This window comes from Streptomyces marokkonensis, from assembly GCF_008312835.1.
In the GTDB taxonomy this organism is placed as follows: Bacteria; Actinomycetota; Actinomycetes; order Streptomycetales; family Streptomycetaceae; genus Streptomyces; species Streptomyces marokkonensis_A.
On record NZ_VSKS01000025.1, the window covers coordinates 25,461 to 41,175 of the forward strand.

Genomic DNA, 15,715 nt, shown 5'->3' on the forward strand with positions numbered 1-15,715 from the left:
CCGACCCCTCCGCGCCGTACGCGGCTGTCCCACGCCCACCGCGAGCCACACTCCGCGCCGTACGCGCCTGTCCCACGCCCATCGCCATCCGCGCCGTACGCGGCTGCCGCTCCCGCGGGCCACCACCGCCGTTCCCGCGGGCAGTAGTGCCGCGCCCGCCGCGCCTGCCGTTCCCGCGGGCGGTCGTGCCTCCCCCGGTGCCTTGAGGGCCTGGGAGGTGCGCCCAGGGGCGATGGGGGTCCCCCGCTCCAGCGAGGCCGAGCGTGGGGGAGGGTGGGGGAGGGTGGGTGCGACGGCACCCCGCCCGCGCCGGGCCGCCCGACACCCGGGCAACGTGCGGTCGCACCCCGCGTACCCTCACCCCCGTGACCACGGACCTTCTCCCCGCCCTGACAGCCCACGTCACGGCAACGGCCCACGCCCGCGCCCACCCGTGTCCCTGCACAGCGGTGACCCTCACCACCCGCGACGACACCACCGTCGTCCGCCACGCCGGCACCGTCGCCAAGGCCCACGCCCCCGGGACCGACCCCTCCCGTCTGGCCCTCCGTGTCACCACCGCCGCCCGGCTCCCGGGCATCCTCCTCCCCCCACTCGCCCCGACACCCGTCGCACTGCACGGACGGCTCGTCACCCACTGGCCGTACGGCACCCCCGTGGACCCGGACGACCCCGACGCCGCCCCCTGGGAGGCCGCGGCCACCCTCCTCGCCCGCCTCCACCGCACCCCGCCCCCCGTCGCCGTACCTCCCATGCGCGGCCCCGAGAAGGCCGCCCATGCCATCGCCCGCCTCCGGGAGACCGCCCCGCACCACCCCGGTACCGAGCCCGTGCTGCACGCCTGGTCCGCCCTCCCGCCCTGGGCCCGCGGCGAGGCCCCCATGCCGGACACCACCACGCTCTGCCACGGCGACCTCCACCTCGGCCAGCTCATACGCCACCCGGCGCCCGGCGGCCCCTGGCTGCTGATCGACGTCGACGACCTCGGCACGGGCGTCCCGGCGTGGGACCTGGCCCGTCCGGCGGCCTGGTACGCCTGCGGACTGCTCGCCCCCGACGAGTGGCACCGCTTCCTGACCGCCTACCGCGCGGCCGGCGGCCCGGCCGTACCCGCCGACGGTGACCCCTGGAGCGCGCTGGACGTCCCGGCCCGCGCCCTCACGGCCCAGACCGCCGCCCGGGCCGTCACCAAGGCGGTCGTGGCCGGACGGCCGCTGGACGAGGTGGAGCAGTCACTGGTCGACGCCTGCGCGCGCATGGCCGCCGTCGACCCGCCCGGTTGAGGCGAAGTTCCGCGAAGTAGGGTGCAACCGACTCGCGGCCGGACGGAGTCTGTCCTGGCGATACGCGAAGCGGAAACGACCGGCGAGGAGTTGACCCGATCATGCAGTGTCCGAAGTGCCGTGCCCCGATGCACACCTACAACCGCAACGGCGTCCAGATCGAGCAGTGCAGCGGGTGCCGAGGGATCTTCCTCGACTACGGCGAGCTGGAGTCGCTGACCCGGCTGGAGTCCCAGTGGTCCCAGCCCGCACCTCCCGCCCCGCCGGCCGCCCCGCAGGCGTACCCGGCGGCCCCGCCGCCCCCCGCCTGGGGTGCCGGGCACGGTGGACACCACGGGCACCGCCGTCACAAGAGCTTCGGGCACATGCTCTTCTCCAGCTGACCCGCATACGCCGAAGCCCCCGGTCGACCGACCGGGGGCTTCGAGTGGTGTGGACGATACTGGGATTGAACCAGTGACCTCTTCCGTGTCAGGGAAGCGCTCTCCCGCTGAGCTAATCGTCCTCGGGACCACGATCACCGTGTGAAGCGGATCGTGGGCACTGCGTGCGCGATACTGGGATTGAACCAGTGACCTCTTCCGTGTCAGGGAAGCGCTCTCCCGCTGAGCTAATCGCGCGGGGGATCCGGAGATCCAGTGGACGATACTGGGATTGAACCAGTGACCTCTTCCGTGTCAGGGAAGCGCTCTCCCGCTGAGCTAATCGTCCTTGGAGGTGGAGACGGGATTTGAACCCGTGTAGACGGCTTTGCAGGCCGTTGCCTCGCCTCTCGGCCACTCCACCAGGAGCGGAGGGGACCGGGAAGTCCCCTCTTCCTTCGAGCGGACGACGAGGCTCGAACTCGCGACCTCAACCTTGGCAAGGTTGCGCTCTACCAACTGAGCTACGTCCGCCTGTCGTTTCGGTCGGCTTGCGCTTCCCGGCGACGAAGTGAACTCTAGCGGATTCCGGGGCCAGCACAAAAACCCGTTTGTGCAGCGTGCTGCGCTGCGCCTGCTCACGGACGTGCCCGGAGGGCCCGTGACGGGCGTGACCACGTCATCGAACCGCACCCGCCATAGACTCGTCACGTGCTCGACCTCCCACCTCTCGCCCGTTTCGGCAACCGCGTCGCCACCGGACTGCTCGACGTCACCGACGACCCCGCGGCCCTGGACTCCACGGGCTTCTGGGCGGTCGCCGCCGACTTCGAGGGCCGCCTGACCTGCGCGCGCTTCCGGGATGTCAGGGAGCAGCCGGTTCCGGCCCCCGTCCCGGGGGCCTGGCGGGGACCGGCGGCCGGTGACTGGACGTCCTCCCTGGACCGCGCCGCGTACACGGCGGGCGTCCGCCGCGTCCGGGACCACATAGCCGCCGGCGACGTCTACCAGGCCAACCTCTGCCGCGTCCTGTCCGCGCCGGTGCCGTACGGTGCCGACGTGGACGCCCTCACCGCCCTGCTGGCCCGGGGCAACCCCGCGCCGTACGCCGGAACGTTTCGGCTGCCCGGACGGGGAGTGGAGATCGCGACCGCGTCTCCCGAGCTGTTCCTGCGCCGGGAGGGGCGGGTCGTCGAGTCCGGGCCGATCAAGGGGACCGGCCGGACCGAGGCCGACCTGCTGGAGAAGGACTACGCCGAGAACGTCATGATCGTCGACCTGGTCCGCAACGACGTCGGCCGGGTCTGCGGCACCGGCACGGTGACGGTGCCCGACCTGTGCGCCGTCGAGAAGCACCCCGGCCTGGTCCACCTCGTGTCGACCGTGCGGGGCGAACTGCGCACCGGTGCCGGCTGGCCGGACCTCCTCGCGGCCGCCTTTCCGCCCGGCTCCGTCACCGGCGCGCCCAAGTCGAGCGCCCTGCGGATCATCGAGGCGCTGGAGACGGCGCCCCGGGGCCCCTACTGCGGTGGCATCGGCTGGGTCGACGCCGACCGCCGCATCGGCGAGCTGGCGGTGGGCATCCGCACCTTCTGGATCGACCGGGACGCGGACGGTGGCGCCGTCCTGCGGTTCGGCACCGGCGCCGGGATCACCTGGGGCTCCGACCCCGAGGGGGAGTGGCGGGAGACCGAACTGAAGGCCTCCCGGCTGCTCGCGGTAGCGTCGGGAACGTACGAGGTGAGTGAAGGGACCTAGAGGTGAAGATCTGGCTCGACGGCGGGCTGCAGGACATCGAGTCCGCCCGTGTCTCCGTCTTCGATCACGGGCTGACCGTGGGCGACGGCATCTTCGAGACGGTGAAGGCCGTGGACGGACGGCCGTTCGCGCTCACCCGGCATCTCGACCGGCTGACCAGGTCGGCCCGGGGGCTCGGGCTGCCCGACCCCGACCTGGACGAGGTCCGCCGCGCCTGCGCCGCCGTCCTGGAGGCCAACCCCGTGCCGCTCGGCCGGCTGCGCCTCACCTACACCGGCGGTCACGGCCCGCTCGGCTCGGACCGCGGCGAGCACGGTCCGACCCTCGTGGTCGCCCTCGGCGAGACCACCCGCCGCCCCGACTCCACCGCCGTCATCACCGTCCCCTGGACGCGCAACGAGCGCGGCGCGCTCACCGGCCTGAAGACCACCTCGTACGCCGAGAACGTCGTCGCCCTCGCCCGCGCCCGCGAACAGGGCGCGTCGGAGGCACTGTTCGGCAACACCGTCGGCCGGCTCTGCGAGGGCACCGGGTCCAACGTCTTCGTCGTCCTCGACGGCGAGCTGCACACCCCGCCGATCGCCTCCGGCTGCCTCGCGGGCATCACCCGCGCCCTGGTCGTCGAATGGACCGGCGCCCGGGAGACCGATCTGCCGATGGACGTCCTGGGGCGGGCCGAGGAGATCTTCCTCACCTCCACCCTGCGCGACGTACAGGCCGTGCACCGCGTCGACGACCGCGAACTGTCCGGCGCCCCGGGCCCGGTGACCGCCAAGGCCATGCGGATCTTCGACGAGCGCTCCGGGGCCGACCTCGATCCGTGACGGGCCGGACATCCGGTTGAGGACGGTGGTGGGCGACGGGGTAGAACTCCCGTGATGACCACGACCCTGCGGCCGGCCGAGCCGCTTCAGCAGAACCCCGACGGCACGCGTTCGCGCCGCTTCCAGGTGTGTGTGAACAGCTGTCCCGTCGGGGCCGTCCACCTCGGCACGCATCCCGTGTTCGGCGATGCCGTGGCCCGGATCATGAGTCTGCGCATCGACGAGGCGGACCGGCGGCGCGGCAGGGGAACGGTGGCCGCCCTCGCCGCGGAGGAGGTGGCGCGCGGCTGGGGGTGCCGCCGCATCGAGGCGGCGGTCCCGGCGGACTCCGGCACCGCCCTCGCGCTCGCCACGGCGCTCGGGTACGTCGTACGCAACCGGAACATGGCCAAGCCCCTCCCCGACACCACACCCGCCCTGCCGGAGGGCAGCGTGGCACGGCCGATGACCGAGGCCGAGTTCGGTCCCTGGGTGGCCAGGGCCCAGCAGGACTACGCGCGGCACTGGATCGAGCGCGGAGTGCCGGAGGCCGAGGCGCGGGCCAAGGCGGTGAACGACCACGCCGTGCTGCTGCCCGGGGGCCGCGCCACCGAGGGCATGCTCTTCAGCGTCCTCGAACACCGGGGCGACGCCGTGGGCACCCTGTGGCTGTCGGTGACCGGGGAGCAGGCCTACGTCTTCAACGTCGAGACCGTCCCCGCCCACCGCGGCCGGGGCCACGGCCGCGGCCTCATGCTGCTCGCCGAGGCCCAGGCGGTCGCCGCGGGAAAGCGGGTCATCGGGCTGAACGTGTTCGCCGGCAACACACCGGCCGAGCGGCTCTACGACTCACTCGGCTACGGCACGACGGAGTACTCCGTCTACAAGGCGCTCCTGTAGCCGTCGGGTCAGTCCCGCTGCCCGGCCGGCAGCAGCCGGTCCAGGATCTCCTCGATGCGCTCGCGCAGGCCCTCCTGGCTCTTGCCGCCGTCGAGGCGCTCACCGCCGACGACGTACGTCGGGGTGCCGGTCACCCCGATCGCCTTGCCCTCGGCCTGGTCCGCGTCCACGATCAGGATGTGCCGTCCGTCGATCAGCGCGGTGTCGAACTCCTCGGCGTCCAGACCGAGTTCCCGGGCGACCTCGACGAGGAACGCCTCGCCCCGGCGGTCCAGCTCCTCGACCCGTTCCAGCACGGCCTCGACGTACGCCCATCCCTGTCCCTGCTCCAGCGCCTCCTCGGCGGCCTGGGCGGCGGCGAAGGCGTGCTTGTGCTTCTCGAGCGGGAAGTGCCGCAACCGCAGCTCCAGCCGGTCGCCGTGGCGGGCCCGCAGCGCGCGGAGGTCGTCGAGGGCGCTTCGGCAGTCCGGGCACTGCAGCTCGCACCAGACGTCGATGACGGCGGTGGCTGCGGGACGGGCGGGGGAGGAGTCGCTCATGGGCCACAGTGTCCCAGCCCGGCCACGGACCACCCAATCGGGCCTCGGGCGTCGCCGCCCGCGGTGGGCGGCGGACGATCCGGGCCCCGGCCGTACCGGCACCTGCGGAGGACCCGACCCGGAGATGTCCCTGATGTCCGGCCGGAGCATGGCCCCGGGAGGTCCGGAAGGTGCAGGATGGAAGGGACAGTACCGCTGCGACCGCACCCTGCCTGGAGGACCGGATGATTGCCGAGACCGTCTGCTCCGCCGTCTCCGCGGCAGGCCTGGGCATCGCGGTGGTCACGGCCTACCGCAAGCGCTTCCTCGCCGCGGCCCGCGTCGCCGCGTACTCGCTCGTGCCCGTCGGCCTGGTGATGACCGGCGTCGTCGACTGGCTGGCCGACACCGCCTTCAGTCCGACGGCCTGGGCGGGCTTCGGGCTGCTGGGCCTGTCCTGGGTGATCTTCGCGACCACACGGACGGTGGAGCGCCGTCGTGGCGGCACCCGTAAGGAGCGCAGGGCCGCCGCCAGGGCGGCGGAAGCCCCCGGCGCGGTGGCCCCGGGCGCGTCGGCACCCGCGCTGGGCCAGTCCCGGCCGGCGACCCGGCAGGCGCCGGCGTCGAGGGGTGACGACGACTTCAGCGACATCGAGGCCATCCTCAGGAAGCACGGCATATGACCCCCGGTGACCGGCGGAAACGTCACAGGACGTCCCGGAGCGCCCGGAAGCGATCACAACCCGAACCGTAGATCGCGTATTCGGCGAACTCGCATCCTTCCGTGAGTGTTGATCGCGTCGGGCGCTCCCCATGCGTCATCATCGCCGCGAGATGCTGGACACGACACAGAGCGATGCCGCGCAGCAGCAGGACGAGCCGCGTGGATGCCTCTTCGCCCTTTCCCAGCCACCGCTGATGATCTTCCTTGCGGTGATCGGGTGTCTGCTGCTCACGGCTGCTCTGCACGACCTGCTGTGGCTGTGAGCCGTACCCGCGGTGCCCGACGTCACCCGTCGGGACCGCGTCGGCACGGAACCGACCGGCTGCGTCGCCTGCGGTCAGCCCGCCGCCTCCTTGCGTCGTGCCCGGTAGGCGGCCACGTGGAGGCGGTTCCCGCACGTGCGGCTGTCGCAGTAGCGGCGTGAGCGGTTGCGGGAGAGGTCGACGAAGGCGTGCCGGCAGTCCGGCGCCTCACAGCGGCGCAGCCGCTCCTGCTCCCCGGCGACCACGAAGAACGCCAGTGCCATCCCGCAGTCGGCGGCGAGATGGTCGGCCACGGAGGCGCCGGGCGCGAAATAGTGCACGTGCCAGTCGTAGCCGTCGTGGTCGGTGAGCCGCGGCGTGGTGCCGGCGGCCGCGATCAGCTCGTTGATCATCCCGGCGGCGGCACGGGCGTCGGACGCGGCGAAGACCGCCGCGAAGCGGGCGCGGATCTTGCGCACCGCGGCAAGGTCGAACTCGGTGAGCACCCCGACCTCGCTGACCTGGTGGTCCCGCACGAAAACCTCGAGGGCGGCGACGTCCGGCAGTCCGTCCGGCGTCGTGTCGCCCTCCGGCGCGGTGTTGACCAGATCCACCACGGTGTCGAGTGCGCACCGGGTGTCGTGGGTGATCAGCACGATTCGCTCCCTGGCCTGGGGGTCGGGCGGGCGCCCGCCGATGCTGGCCGATGGTAGTGGCTCCGGCGCGCACCGCACCTCCCCGCTCCGCACGTGGCTTCGAATCCAACGCCGGAGCGCCCCCGGTCGTTCCCGTTTCACCCCGTGTCCCGCCCCGCACGCGCACAGCACAACGGCGCCGGCCGCGGAACCCCGCGGCGCCGGCGCCGTTGTGTGTGAGCCGCACGCGGCTGCCCGTATGCGGCTGTCCGGGCCCGAGCCGTCTCCCCGAGTCGACGGCGCCGGGCGGCTTGGTGAGCCTCGCCTAGCTTTCCGCCAGGATGTGCGAGAGCTCCTGGTCGAGATCGAAGTGCCGGTGTTCCGTGCCGGGCGGCACGGCGGCGTCTGTGCGCTTCAGGAAGGACTCCAGGGCCCGTGCGGGGGCCTCGAGCAGGGCTTCCCCCTCCGGCGAGCTCAGGGCGATGCACACGACGCCCTGGCCGTGACTGCGCGACGGCCAGACGCGGACGTCGCCGGTGCCCGTGGGGCGGTGAAGTCCCTCGGCGAGGAGGTCGCGGGCGAACACCCACTCGACGGTCTCCTCGGCTCCGGTGTGGAAGGTGGCGTGCACGGCGTAGGGGTCGGCCGTGTCGTACCGCAGGCCTGCGGGGACAGGCAGGGAGGACTCGCTCGACACAACGAGGCGCAGGTGCAGCTCGCAGCTGACCGTGGTGTTCATAAGCGCCAGGGCCTTTCGCTCAGTGTGCGCTCGGGGATTCGCACGTCGGCGAAATCGACATGCCACCTACGGTGCCGTTGTAAACCCCTCTGAGTGTTTTGGGTGGGATTACGTAACTCTTCCGGCCGAGAGATCGCTCGCGGCGTGCGCCCATTCCGGTGATGTGTTTCGCTCGGGTAGTGTTTGCCTGTATGAACACGGGGAGTAACAAGTCTGGCGAGGCCGTGGTGACGGTCGACGGGGTGACGGTGGACGAGAGCGAGAGCCGGGAGGAGCGGGCGCTCGGATCGCGGGCACCGGAGTTCGTCAAGGCGCGCCGGGCGCTTCACTTCAGCTGGCAGGTCGGCGTCTTCGTGGTCGGCCTCGCGGTCGTGGCGGCCGGTGCCGCGATGCTCGTGCTGCCCGGTCCCGGCTGGGTCGTGATCTTCGGCGGCATGGCGATCTGGGCGACCGAGTTCGTCTGGGCCCAGCTGGTGCTGCGCTGGACCAAGCGCAAGGTCACCGAGGCGGCCCAGCGGGCCCTGGACCCCAAGGTGCGGCGCCGGAACATCATCCTGACCTCGGTCGGCGTGGTGATCGTGGCCGCGCTGGCCGCGGTCTACCTGTGGAAGTTCGGCCTCGTGATGCCCTGGAAGATCGAGGACCAGTGAGGCGCGGCGGGGGGTGGGCGCACCGCTCCCCGCTGGTCACGGGCACTGCCTGACATGGGGTAATGTTCTTCCTGCGTCCGGGCGATTAGCTCAGTGGGAGAGCGCTTCGTTCACACCGAAGAGGTCACTGGTTCGAACCCAGTATCGCCCACCGGATCACAAGGCGGCCCGGCTCACGACTCGTGAGCCGGGCCGCTTCGTCGTGAGACCCGAGACCTCGGTCCCCGCCCCGGTCCGGCGGTTCCGCTTCCGGTCGCCTTCATCCAACCGTGACCTTCCCGCCCGCCCGCCCGGGCCGGCCCCTCGGCGTTCGGCCCGTCGGCCGTGCTGCGCCGACCTGCGGGTTTCCGTGCCCGTCCGGATCCGTGGCCGAACCTGCCCCCGCCGTCACCGGGCAGCGGCGCCCATGAATTCCTGTCCGAATCATTGACGTGCCCGTAGGCCCTCCGTAACTTGTGCCAGCAAGCGCTTACTTGAAACGATTCATGAGGCGGACGCGAACGTCGCGGGGAGGCTCATATGCAGCAGGGTGGGAATGTGGAGAGGCGGACGATCCTCAAAGCGGCGGGGGCCTCGCTGGCCGTCGCGGGGCTGGGTGCCACGGCCACCGCCTGTGGCGGCGGCAGCGGTTCCGGAGACGGGACGGTCACACTCCGTTACGCCTGGTGGGGTGGCGAGCCGCGCACCATCGCCATCAAGAAGACGATCGCGCTCTTCGAGAAGAAGTTCCCGAAGATCAAGATCAAGCCTGAATTCACCGACTACGAGGCGTTCTGGGAGAAGTTCCAGACCCAGGCCTCCGGCGGGAATCCGCCGGACGTTTTCCAGAATGCGGTCGGCTTCCTGCGCAAGTACGACAAGCGTGGTGTTCTGCTGGACCTCAAGACGCAGGCGGACGCGGGGAATCTGAGCCTGGAGAACTTCCGCAACGGCGTTCTGGCGAACGGTCAGGTCGACGGCAAGCAGATCGCCGTCCCCGTCGGCGCCAACACCATGGCGCTCGTCATCGACCTCAAGGCGTTCGAGAAGGCGGGGGTGGAGGCGACGTTCGGCTGGACCTGGGACGAGTACTTCGACGCGCTGCAGACGATCCAGGACAAGCTGAGGATCGCCGGTGACACCGGCTACTTCAGCATCATGTACCTCTACGACCTCTACCTGCGCCAGAACGGCAAGGCCTTCTTCACGGACACCGACCTCGGCTTCACCGAGGACGACCTGACGCAGTGGTGGGAGGACGGCTACAAGCGCGTGCGGTCCGGACTCGTCGCCGACCCGAAGAAGGTCGAGCAGGTCAAGCCCAAGTCGGCGCTCTCCGCGGGCCTCGCGGCCTCCGAGTTCACCTGGGACAACTTCTCCATCCGCTACGAGGGCGAGGGAGAGTCGGACTACGGGCTCGCGCCGATCCCCACCACGGACGGCAAGGCCACCGGCCAGTACCTGGGTTCGCTGATGCTGAGCGCCTTCTCCGGGACCGAGCACCCCAAGGAGGTCGCCCAGTTCATCGACTTCATGGTCCACGACCCCGAGGTCGGCGAGATCATGGGCTACGACCGCGGCATCCTCGCCACCACCGAGCAGTACGACGCGTTCAAGCCCACCGACGACAACAACAAGGGTGTCGCGGCCTACGAGGAAGAGGTCGCCGAGGCCGGCGTCCTCGGCAAGATCACCCCGCACCCGTCCGGCGCCGACGTCATCGAGGCGGCGTTCCTGCGTATCGGCGGCGAGGTCGCCCAGGGCAAGACCAAGCCGGCCGATGCCGCCAGGGCACTGTTCAGCGAGGCCAGGGCCGCGTTCGCCGGCTGAGGGGACGTACCACCATGACGCTCGTCAAGGAAGCGCCCGTGCGCCCGGCCGGGAAGCGGCCCGCCGCTCCCGCCGCGGCGCGGCGCGGGCGGCGCCGCGAGAATCTCGCCGGCTACCTCTTCATGTCGCCGTGGATCGCGGGGTTCCTGCTGCTCACGGCGGGGCCGATGATCGCGTCGCTGTACTACGCGTTCACCAGCTACAACCTGTTCACGCCGCCCCAGTGGGTGGGGCTGGACAACTTCACGACGATGTTCCAGGACCCTCGCTGGCAGAAGTCGGTCGAGGTCACGCTGAAGTACGTCGTCGTGGCGACCCCCCTGAAGCTGCTGCTCGCGCTCGGCGTGGCGCTGCTGCTCGCGCAGAAGCGGCGCGGGCAGGGCCTGTACCGGGCCGCCTTCTACATGCCCTCGCTCATCGGTGCCAGCGTCTCCGTCGGCTTCGTGTGGCGGGCGCTGTTCTCCGACGACGCGATCGTGGACCGCACGCAGAAGGTCTTCGGGCTCGACGTGGGCGGCTGGATCGGCAACCCGGACTACGTCATCTACGCCCTGGTGGCCCTGAGCATCTGGCAGTTCGGCGCGCCCATGGTCATCTTCCTGGCCGGCCTCAAGCAGGTCCCGCAGGAGCTGTACGAGGCCGCCGAGGTGGACGGGGCCGGCCCGCTGCGGCGGTTCTGGAACATCACGCTGCCGATGATCTCCCCGGTGCTGTTCTTCAACGTGCTGCTGGAGTCCATCCACGCGTTCCAGGTGTTCGGCTCCGCCTACGTCGTCTCCGACACCCGGTGCGGGCCCGCCGACGCCACGCTCGTCTACACCTGTTACCTCTACCAGAAGGGCTTCAAGGAGGCCCAGATGGGGTTCGCCTCCGCGATGGCCTGGACGCTGGTGATCGCGGTCGCGCTCGTCACGGCGGTCCTGTTCTGGTCGCAGAAGAAGTGGGTGCACTACGAGGAGGCCGCCAAGTGACCAGTGCCACCAGCCCCGCCCTGCCCACCGCGCACGAGCGGCGGCGCTCCGGATCGATCGCCTGGCACGTGGGCGCGCTCGCCGTCCTCGCGGTCGTCCTCTATCCCGTCATCTGGGTGGTCGGCGCCTCGTTCAAGCCGAGCAAGGACATCATCGCCAGCATCGACCTGCTGCCCACCGCGCCGGTCCGGGCCAACTTCTCCGGGCTCGCCGACGGCATCTCCGGCATCTCCATCGGCAGCTTCTTCTGGAACTCGCTGATGTACGCGGTCCTCGCCGTGGCCGGTGTCGTGCTCTCCAGCTCGCTGACCGCGTACGCCTTCGCCAAGATCCGGTTCGCCGGCCGGAACCTGCTCTTCACGCTGATGATCGGCACGCTCCTGCTGCCGTACCACGTGCTGCTCATCCCGCAGTACGTGCTCTTCCGCAACCTCGAGCTCACCGACACCCTGGTGCCGCTCGTCGCGGGCAAGTTCCTGGCCACGGAGGCGTTCTTCGTGTTCTTGATGGTGCAGTTCATGCGCGGACTGCCCAGGGAACTGGACGAGGCCGCCAAGCTCGACGGCTGCGGGCACCTGCGCACCTACTGGTCGATCGTGCTGCCGCTGAGCCGGCCCGCGATCATCACCAGCGCGATCTTCACCTTCATCAACGCCTGGAACGACTTCATGGGACCGCTGATCTATCTCAACACCCCCGAGAAGTACACCGTCTCGCTCGGCCTGATGATGTTCCGCGACCAGGAGGGCGTCTCGAACTACGGCAGCATGATCGCGATGTCGCTGGTGGCGCTGGTGCCGGTCATCGCCTTCTTCATGGCCTTCCAGCGCTATCTCATCGACGGCATGGCGACCTCTGGACTGAAGGGCTGAGGCGGTCACCATGGCCCAAGCACGCGTCAAGGCCCGCACCCGGCGAGCGGAGTCCGTGTTCGGCGAGCGCTTCGCGGTCTTCGCCGAGTGCCTGCTCACCGGCGTGTGGATCGCCGTGGCCTGCCTCGGGGTCGTCACCTATCCCGCGGCCTTCGCCGCCGGCGCGCGGCATCTGCGGCGTCGTACGACCCACCAGGGCGGTGGCCTGCGGGAGTTCGCCCTGGACTGCAAGGCGGCCGTGCGCGGCGGGTGGGTCGTCGGGCTCGCCGGGTGGGCGGTGGCCGGAGCCGCCCTGGTGGACGTCCTGGCCGCGCGGGCCGGGCTGCCCGGCGGGCCACTCGCCGGGGCCGTCGGCGTCGTCGCGCTGATCGCAGCCGCCGTCGCCCTGCTGCGAGCGGCCGCCGTCTGGACGCCGGGCGCGGCCTGGCGGGCCCTGCTCGCGGACGCCGGGCGGCGGACCGTGCTCGATCCCGCCGGGTCGTTCCTTCTCGTCTGCGGCGCGGCCGTCGTGGCCCTGTCCGCCTGGTTCGTCCCGCCGCTGGCGGTCCCCGTCCTGGGGGCCGTCGCGGGGGCGGCCGTCGCCGTCGAGGAGCGGTACCGGCACCGCTGACGTGCGGTGCCTCCTCCCGAGGCCGGCGCTCCGGCGCCGCACCTCTGTCTGTCATGCCCTTGACATCACCTTGCACCCCGCAACGGAAAGGAAAGGCCATGTCCCCCGTCCCCCGCAGATCCCTGCTCAAGGCGGCCGCCGTCGCCGGAGCCGCCGCCCAGTTCAGCTGGGCCCTGGGAACGAAGAACGCCGCCGCCGCGCCCCGTGCGGAGGCCGCCGACGCCGACCCGGTCACCCTGGACTGGCTCGAGGCCGGCGGCCTCGGCGCGGCTCCTGGCTCCACCGTCGGCGTGCCCTGGCCCAAGGGCGCCCACCGGGACGACCGGACCTTCGCGCTGACCGACGCCGACGGGCAGTCCGTCCCCGTCCAGTCCTGGCCGATCGCCTACTGGCCCGACGGCTCCCTCAAGTGGACGGCCCACGCCGTGAGTTCGGGGTCGGGCAAGCTCACCCTGACCACCGGGACGCCCGCCGCGCCCGAGAAGAAGGTCACCGTCGACCGGAGCGGCGGCACCATCGACGTCTCCACCGGCGTCATCACCGCCAGGATCGGCACGTCCGGCGCCACCCTCGTCAAGTCGGTCACCCGCGGCTCCACCGAGATCGCCCGCGACGGCCGCCTCGTCCTGCTACGCCAGCCGGAGTTCGAGGACGGCGACCAGGCCACCGTGAAGACCGAACGTTACGACGGCGCCGTCCTCGACGTCACCGTCGAGCAGGAGGGCCCCGTCCGCGCGGTCGTCCGCGTCGACGGCACACACCGCAAGGGCCACCGGAAGCTGCTGCCCTTCTCCATCCGCCTCTACTTCTACGCGGGCGCCGACTCCTTCCGCATGGTGCACACCATCACCTACGACGGGAAGCAGGAACCCGGCAGGGCGAGCGGCGACTTCATCCGCGGCATCGGCGTCCGCTTCACCGTGCCGATGCGCGACGAGTCCTACGACCGCCACATCCGCATCGGCGGCGAGGGCACCGGCCTGCTCCGCGAGGCCGTCAAGGGCGTCACCGGACTGCGCCGCGACCCGGGGGCGGCCGTCCAGGCGGCCCAGTTCGCGGGCGAGAAGCTGCCCGACCCCTCCACCTGGGACCAGCGCGTCACCACCCGTCTGCAGTACATCCCCGAGTGGGGCGACTACACCCTCTCCCAGCTCTCCGCCGACGGCTTCGCCGTGCGCAAGCGCACCAGGAAGGGCCACGGCTGGATCGGTGCCGGCGGCGGCCGGCGGGCCTCCGGGTTCGGCTACGTCGGCGGGGCCGGCGGCGGTCTCTCCTTCGGCCTGCGCGACTTCTGGGAGAAGTACCCCGCCCAGCTCGACATCCGCGACGCCCAGACCGACGAGGCCGAGGTCACCCTCTGGCTCTGGTCGCCCGAGGCCCAGCCCATGGACCTGCGCTTCTACCACGACGGCATGGACCAGGACACCTTCCCCGAGCAGCTCGAGGGCCTCAACATCACCTACGAGGACTACGAACCCGGCTTCGGCACCCCGTACGGCATCGCCCGCACCTCCGAACTCCTCTTCTGGGCCAACGCGTCCACCCCCAGCGCCGAGAAGCTCGCCGAACAGGTCGCTGCCGTACGCGTCCTCCCGCAGCTCGCGGCCCCGCCCGGGCAGCTGATCGGCGCCGGGGTCTTCGGCAAGGGCCTGTTCGCCGAGCCGGACCGCTCCACCCCGGCCAAGGCGAAGATCGAGGACCACCTCGACTTCCTCTTCACCTACTACAGGGACCAGGTGGAGCAGCGCCGCTGGTACGGCTTCTGGGACTACGGCGACATCATGCACACCTACGACACCGTGCGGCACCAGTGGCGGTACGACGTCGGCGGATACGCCTGGGACAACTCCGAACTCTCACCGGACCTGTGGCTCTGGTACGCCTATCTGCGCTCCGGCCGCGCCGACATCTTCCGCTTCGCCGAGGCGATGACCCGGCACACCGGCGAGGTCGACGTCTACCACCTCGGCAAGTGGGCCGGCCTCGGCACCCGGCACGGCGTCCAGCACTACGCCGACAGCGCCAAGCAGCAGCGCATCGCCAACACCACCTACCGCCGCTACTACTACTTCCTCACCGCCGACGAGCGCGTCGGCGACCTCATGCACGCCAACGTCGACTCCGACGAGACCTTCCTCGCCCTCGACCCCCTGCGCAAGATCCGCACCGAGCCGTACACGCCCGACCGCAACGCCCTGTCCATCGGCTTCGGCACCGACTGGAGCGGACTGGTCTCCGCCTGGCTCACCGAGTGGGAACGCAAGGGCCCGAAGTGGGAGAAGGCCAGGGCCCGCGTGCTCTCCACCATGGAGACCATCGCCGCCCAGCCCAACGGCTTCGTCCAGGGCAGCGGGCTGTACGACCTGGACACCGGCCGCTTCGCCGTCGCCGGCACCCCGAAGGTCGAGGTCTCCCACCTGTCCGCCGTCTTCGGCCTGAACGAACTCTGCGCCGAGCTGATCGACCTCGTCGACATGCCCGAGTTCAACGAGGCCTACTACGACTACTGCCGCTACTTCAACGCGAGCAGGGCGGAACAGGCCGAGCGCTACGGCTCCCACTTCGGCAGCCTGATCCTCTTCCAGGGCCACTCCCGCCTCGACGCCTACGCCGCCGTGAAGACCGGCGACGACAAGCTGGCCAAGAGGGCCTGGGAGAAGTTCTACAGCTCCGACGGCTACAAGGAGTCGGCACCCTGGAGGACCGAGAAGGTGGGCGGTCCGATCGCCCTGGTCGCGGGCAGCGAGGCCACCTGGGTCTCCACCAACGACACCGCCCTCTACGGCCTCGCCGCCATCGAGAACCTCGCCCTGCTGGGGGACCGGATGCCGTAGGCACG

General features: G+C 71.1%; 16 protein-coding genes and 6 tRNA genes. 14 read left to right on the forward strand and 8 right to left on the reverse strand.

Translation table 11 applies throughout. The annotated features are described in order from the left end of the window. Positions 1-365 precede the first annotated feature (365 nt). Together F1615_RS31080 and F1615_RS31085 are read left to right on the forward strand one after the other, a co-directional pair. Complete coding sequence (locus tag F1615_RS31080; protein WP_149552387.1) at positions 366-1,283, forward strand: phosphotransferase family protein; 918 nt, start codon at positions 366-368, stop codon at positions 1,281-1,283. Positions 1,284-1,384: 101 nt separating this feature from the next. Beyond that, entirely contained in the window at positions 1,385-1,666 is a 282-nt protein-coding gene (locus F1615_RS31085) for a zf-TFIIB domain-containing protein (protein WP_149552388.1), read from the forward strand. 50 nt (positions 1,667-1,716) lie between these two features. Here F1615_RS31085 and F1615_RS31090 read toward each other — a convergent pair. The 5 genes from F1615_RS31090 to F1615_RS31110 all read right to left on the reverse strand — a co-directional run bounded on the left by F1615_RS31090 (position 1,717) and on the right by F1615_RS31110 (position 2,179). Continuing rightward, positions 1,717-1,788, reverse strand: a tRNA-Val gene (locus F1615_RS31090). Positions 1,789-1,831: 43 nt separating this feature from the next. Then, a tRNA-Val gene (locus tag F1615_RS31095) sits at positions 1,832-1,903 on the reverse strand. A 19-nt stretch (positions 1,904-1,922) separates the two neighbouring features. Further along, a tRNA-Val gene (locus F1615_RS31100) sits at positions 1,923-1,994 on the reverse strand. A 1-nt stretch (position 1,995) separates the two neighbouring features. Further along, positions 1,996-2,069: transfer RNA gene (locus F1615_RS31105), tRNA-Cys, on the reverse strand. A gap of 37 nt (positions 2,070-2,106) precedes the next feature. After that, positions 2,107-2,179: transfer RNA gene (locus F1615_RS31110), tRNA-Gly, on the reverse strand. Positions 2,180-2,356: 177 nt separating this feature from the next. Between F1615_RS31110 and F1615_RS31115 the strand changes: the two genes are divergently transcribed. From F1615_RS31115 to F1615_RS31125, 3 genes are read left to right on the forward strand one after another with little or no spacing between them, the layout of a single operon-like run. Continuing rightward, positions 2,357-3,403, forward strand: coding sequence for a chorismate-binding protein (locus F1615_RS31115; RefSeq protein ID WP_149552389.1), 1,047 nt, complete (start codon positions 2,357-2,359; stop codon positions 3,401-3,403). Positions 3,404-3,405: 2 nt separating this feature from the next. Further along, positions 3,406-4,227, forward strand: a complete 822-nt coding sequence (locus tag F1615_RS31120) for an aminotransferase class IV (protein WP_149552390.1) — start codon at positions 3,406-3,408, stop codon at positions 4,225-4,227. Between the two features lie 54 nt (positions 4,228-4,281). Continuing rightward, positions 4,282-5,106 (forward strand): GNAT family N-acetyltransferase, encoded by an 825-nt coding sequence (locus F1615_RS31125; protein ID WP_149552391.1) that lies wholly within the window; start codon positions 4,282-4,284, stop codon positions 5,104-5,106. Between the two features lie 8 nt (positions 5,107-5,114). Here F1615_RS31125 and F1615_RS31130 read toward each other — a convergent pair whose 3' ends face one another. After that, positions 5,115-5,645 (reverse strand): DsbA family protein, encoded by a 531-nt coding sequence (locus tag F1615_RS31130; RefSeq protein WP_149552392.1) that lies wholly within the window; start codon positions 5,643-5,645, stop codon positions 5,115-5,117. Positions 5,646-5,869: 224 nt separating this feature from the next. Between F1615_RS31130 and F1615_RS31135 the strand changes: the two genes are divergently transcribed. Next, complete coding sequence (locus tag F1615_RS31135; protein ID WP_149552393.1) at positions 5,870-6,307, forward strand: hypothetical protein; 438 nt, start codon at positions 5,870-5,872, stop codon at positions 6,305-6,307. Between the two features lie 130 nt (positions 6,308-6,437). Beyond that, positions 6,438-6,611: a hypothetical protein gene (locus F1615_RS35815; protein WP_167533915.1), complete on the forward strand. Its 174-nt coding sequence runs from the start codon at positions 6,438-6,440 to the stop codon at positions 6,609-6,611. Positions 6,612-6,685: 74 nt separating this feature from the next. Here the strand turns inward: F1615_RS35815 and F1615_RS31140 are convergent, their stop codons facing one another. Together F1615_RS31140 and F1615_RS31145 are read right to left on the reverse strand one after the other, a co-directional pair. Further along, entirely contained in the window at positions 6,686-7,246 is a 561-nt protein-coding gene (locus tag F1615_RS31140) for a CGNR zinc finger domain-containing protein (RefSeq protein WP_149552394.1), read from the reverse strand. A 304-nt stretch (positions 7,247-7,550) separates the two neighbouring features. After that, positions 7,551-7,964 carry an SsgA family sporulation/cell division regulator gene (locus tag F1615_RS31145; RefSeq protein WP_004002642.1) on the reverse strand — a complete coding sequence of 138 codons (414 nt, stop codon included), beginning with the start codon at positions 7,962-7,964 and terminating at the stop codon, positions 7,551-7,553. Between the two features lie 191 nt (positions 7,965-8,155). On the opposite strand from F1615_RS31145, the gene F1615_RS31150 reads away from it, so the two are divergent. The 7 genes from F1615_RS31150 (at position 8,156) to F1615_RS31180 (ending at position 15,710) form a co-directional block, all read left to right on the forward strand. Next, the gene (locus F1615_RS31150; RefSeq protein ID WP_149552395.1) at positions 8,156-8,614 is read left to right on the forward strand and encodes a TIGR02611 family protein; all 459 of its coding nucleotides are present in this window, start codon (positions 8,156-8,158) and stop codon (positions 8,612-8,614) included. 79 nt (positions 8,615-8,693) lie between these two features. Then, positions 8,694-8,765, forward strand: a tRNA-Val gene (locus F1615_RS31155). Between the two features lie 368 nt (positions 8,766-9,133). Further along, positions 9,134-10,423, forward strand: a complete 1,290-nt coding sequence (locus F1615_RS31160) for an ABC transporter substrate-binding protein (protein ID WP_149552396.1) — start codon at positions 9,134-9,136, stop codon at positions 10,421-10,423. Between the two features lie 14 nt (positions 10,424-10,437). Further along, positions 10,438-11,394, forward strand: a complete 957-nt coding sequence (locus F1615_RS31165) for a carbohydrate ABC transporter permease (RefSeq protein WP_149552397.1) — start codon at positions 10,438-10,440, stop codon at positions 11,392-11,394. Continuing rightward, on the forward strand, positions 11,391-12,266 hold the full coding sequence (locus tag F1615_RS31170; protein WP_149552398.1) for a carbohydrate ABC transporter permease: 876 nt from the start codon (positions 11,391-11,393) through the stop codon (positions 12,264-12,266). The genes F1615_RS31165 and F1615_RS31170 overlap by 4 nt, the downstream gene beginning before the upstream one ends. A gap of 10 nt (positions 12,267-12,276) precedes the next feature. Continuing rightward, positions 12,277-12,876: a hypothetical protein gene (locus F1615_RS31175; protein ID WP_149552399.1), complete on the forward strand. Its 600-nt coding sequence runs from the start codon at positions 12,277-12,279 to the stop codon at positions 12,874-12,876. A 98-nt stretch (positions 12,877-12,974) separates the two neighbouring features. Beyond that, on the forward strand, positions 12,975-15,710 hold the full coding sequence (locus tag F1615_RS31180) for a Tat pathway signal sequence domain protein (protein WP_149552400.1): 2,736 nt from the start codon (positions 12,975-12,977) through the stop codon (positions 15,708-15,710). The last annotated feature ends 5 nt before the right edge of the window (positions 15,711-15,715 follow it).

Excerpts from the sequence above, each read along its gene's own strand:
- F1615_RS31145 (WP_004002642.1), bottom strand. The coding sequence starts at position 7,964 with ATGAACACCACGGTCAGCTGCGAGCTGCACCTGCGCCTCGTTGTGTCG.
- F1615_RS31125 (WP_149552391.1), top strand. The coding sequence starts at position 4,282 with ATGACCACGACCCTGCGGCCGGCCGAGCCGCTTCAGCAGAACCCCGAC.
- F1615_RS31160 (WP_149552396.1), top strand. The coding sequence starts at position 9,134 with ATGCAGCAGGGTGGGAATGTGGAGAGGCGGACGATCCTCAAAGCGGCG.
- F1615_RS31175 (WP_149552399.1), top strand. The coding sequence starts at position 12,277 with ATGGCCCAAGCACGCGTCAAGGCCCGCACCCGGCGAGCGGAGTCCGTG.
- F1615_RS31130 (WP_149552392.1), bottom strand. The coding sequence starts at position 5,645 with ATGAGCGACTCCTCCCCCGCCCGTCCCGCAGCCACCGCCGTCATCGAC.
- F1615_RS31135 (WP_149552393.1), top strand. The coding sequence starts at position 5,870 with ATGATTGCCGAGACCGTCTGCTCCGCCGTCTCCGCGGCAGGCCTGGGC.
- F1615_RS35815 (WP_167533915.1), top strand. The coding sequence starts at position 6,438 with ATGCGTCATCATCGCCGCGAGATGCTGGACACGACACAGAGCGATGCC.
- F1615_RS31180 (WP_149552400.1), top strand. The coding sequence starts at position 12,975 with ATGTCCCCCGTCCCCCGCAGATCCCTGCTCAAGGCGGCCGCCGTCGCC.
- F1615_RS31085 (WP_149552388.1), top strand. The coding sequence starts at position 1,385 with ATGCAGTGTCCGAAGTGCCGTGCCCCGATGCACACCTACAACCGCAAC.
- F1615_RS31165 (WP_149552397.1), top strand. The coding sequence starts at position 10,438 with ATGACGCTCGTCAAGGAAGCGCCCGTGCGCCCGGCCGGGAAGCGGCCC.
- F1615_RS31150 (WP_149552395.1), top strand. The coding sequence starts at position 8,156 with ATGAACACGGGGAGTAACAAGTCTGGCGAGGCCGTGGTGACGGTCGAC.